This window comes from Mesorhizobium sp. M7A.F.Ca.CA.001.08.2.1, from assembly GCF_003998455.1.
GTDB lineage: Bacteria > Pseudomonadota > Alphaproteobacteria > Rhizobiales > Rhizobiaceae > Mesorhizobium > Mesorhizobium ciceri.
Genome location: NZ_RZPW01000909.1, coordinates 1 through 2253 on the forward strand (window position 1 = coordinate 1; position 2253 = coordinate 2253).

Below are 2253 nucleotides of genomic sequence, written 5' to 3' on the forward strand. Positions count from 1 at the left end.
CGACCGGGCCGGTCGACGTGGTGTTCGACCCACGCGTCGCGCGCGGCATCGCCGGCCATCTCGCCGGCGCCATCAACGGCGCCTCGGTCGCGCGCAAGACCTCGTTCCTGCGCGACATGATGGGCAAGCAGGTGGCCGCCTCCGCCATCACCGTCACCGACGAGCCGCTCCGGCGACGTGGCCAGGCCTCGCGTCCGTTCGACGGCGAAGGCGTCGAGGGCGAAAAGCTGTTGATGGTCGAGAAGGGCGTGCTCAACCACTGGTTCCTGTCGACCTCGGCTGCAAGGGAGCTGGGCCTCGTCACCAACGGCCGCGGCGCACGCAGCGGCTCCTCCGTTACGCCATCCTCCACCAATCTCGCCATCGAACCCGGCGAGCGGTCGCCGGAAGAGCTGATCAAATCGCTCAAGACCGGCTTCTACGTCACCGAGGTGTTCGGCCAGGGCGTCGACATGGTCACCGGCGAATACAGCCGCGGCGCTTCCGGTTTCTGGATCGAGAATGGCGAACTGGCCTATCCCGTCGCCGAGGTCACCATCGCCTCGAACCTGAAGACGATGTTCCTCAACATGGTGCCGGCCGATGACCTCGATCGCAATTTCGGCACCGCGGCGCCGACGCTCCTGATCGAAGGCATGACCCTTGCCGGAGCATGACCTGACCACTGCCGGAGCCACCGAAGACTTGCCGCTGCTGCGCGATGCCGCCCGCGAGGCGGGGGTGATCGCCATGCGCTACTTCGGCAACAGCCCGCAAGTCTGGATGAAGGGCGGCACATCACCGGTCAGCGAGGCCGACCACGCGGCCGACGCCTATCTGCGCGAAACATTGCTGGCGGCGCGGCCGGATTATGGCTGGCTGTCGGAAGAGACAGTTGACGATCCGGTCCGGCTTTCGGCACGCCGCACCTTCGTCGTCGACCCGATCGACGGCACGCGCGGTTTCCTGGAAGGCCAGCGCACCTGGTGCGTCAGCGTCGCCGTCGTCGAGCATGGCCGCACGCTGGCCGGCGTGCTGGAATGCCCGGCGATGGAGGAGACCTATTGGGCGCTGCCCGGCCAGGGTGCTTTCCGCAACGGCAAGCGCATTGCGGTTCGCAAGCTGGCGGAAACGGCCGAGATTTCCGGGCTGAAGCAGTTGACCGACCTGATGCCTGCCGAATGGCAGGCGCGGCTGAAGCGGGCGCCTTACAGCCCTTCGCTCGCCTATCGGCTGGCCATGATCGCCAATGGCGCGCTGGACGCCACTTTCGTCAAGCCGAACGCGCATGACTGGGACATTGCAGCGGCCGACCTCATCCTGCGCGAGGCCGGCGGCCAGCTGCTCGACCAGCATGGCCGCGCTCCACTTTATGCCGGCGAGGTGACTCGTCACGGCGCCCTTGCTGCCGGCAGCGGTGAATTGCTGGCCGTGCTCGCCGGCGTCATCGCCGGTCTGGACACGTGAAGGCGTTTTCCCGGGCGAGATGAATTCATCTCGCCCTAAAGGTTCCAAAGTCGGCGGCTTTGGTCTAGACCTGTGACAAACTCACGATATGTGAAGGACCGACATGGCCGCGGAAGACGGAAAGAAACAGCTTTTGCATCTGGTGTTCGGTGGCGAACTGAAGAAGCTTGGCGGCACCGAATTCCGCGATCTCGACGAGCTCGACATCGTCGGCATCTATCCCGACTATCAATCCGCGCACACGGCGTGGAAAGCCAAGGCGCAAGCCAGCGTGGACAACGCTCACATGCGTTACTTCGTCGTTCATCTGCACCGGCTGCTGGACCCCGACAACAAGGCTGCCGGTTGACTTCGATGGAGCATGACCTGGCGAAAGGGCCAGCAAGCGATGCCGCGCCCACGGGCAGAGGACGCAGCCGCACGACCAAGGCCTTCTGGCGCAAGATTCGCCAACCGCTTGCGCAGTCGCGATTCGTCAAGAACGCCATCGCCAGCCTGTTCGCCCAGTTCGTCCGCTTCGTGCGCCTCACCAATCGCGTCGTCGAGGGATCGGCACGGTTTTCGGGCGGTGCCTATACCGAGTTCGAGCCTGGCATCATCGCCTTGTGGCACGGCCAGCATCTGCTGACGCCTGCCTATTATCCCAAGCGCAAGCCGCTGGTCGCCATGGTTTCGCGCAGCGCCGATGCCGAGCTCAACGCCTTGATGCTGGAAAAATTCGGCATCGAGGCGGTGCGCGGCTCGGGCGGGCGGGAAAATGCCAGGCACCTCGACAAGGGTGGGGCAAAAGCGCTTATCGCCCTGAAA

At 64.9% G+C, this 2253-nt stretch carries 4 protein-coding genes; all 4 read left to right on the forward strand.

Annotation, left to right across the window (positions count from 1 at the left end; all coding sequences use genetic code 11):
- Window positions 1–656: metallopeptidase TldD-related protein (locus EN914_RS32750; protein WP_164779090.1), on the forward strand; the 656-nt coding region annotated here is incomplete at its 5' end.
- The gene (locus tag EN914_RS32755) at window positions 643–1446 is read left to right on the forward strand and encodes a 3'(2'),5'-bisphosphate nucleotidase CysQ (protein WP_013532346.1); all 804 of its coding nucleotides are present in this window, start codon (window positions 643–645) and stop codon (window positions 1444–1446) included. The genes EN914_RS32750 and EN914_RS32755, both read left to right, overlap by 14 nt.
- Before the next feature lie 103 nt (window positions 1447–1549).
- Window positions 1550–1795 carry a DUF4170 domain-containing protein gene (locus tag EN914_RS32760; protein WP_024504831.1) on the forward strand — a complete coding sequence of 82 codons (246 nt, stop codon included), beginning with the start codon at window positions 1550–1552 and terminating at the stop codon, window positions 1793–1795.
- Between the two features lie 5 nt (window positions 1796–1800).
- On the forward strand, window positions 1801–2253 hold a 453-nt coding region (locus tag EN914_RS32765; RefSeq protein WP_127389558.1), incomplete at its 3' end, for a DUF374 domain-containing protein.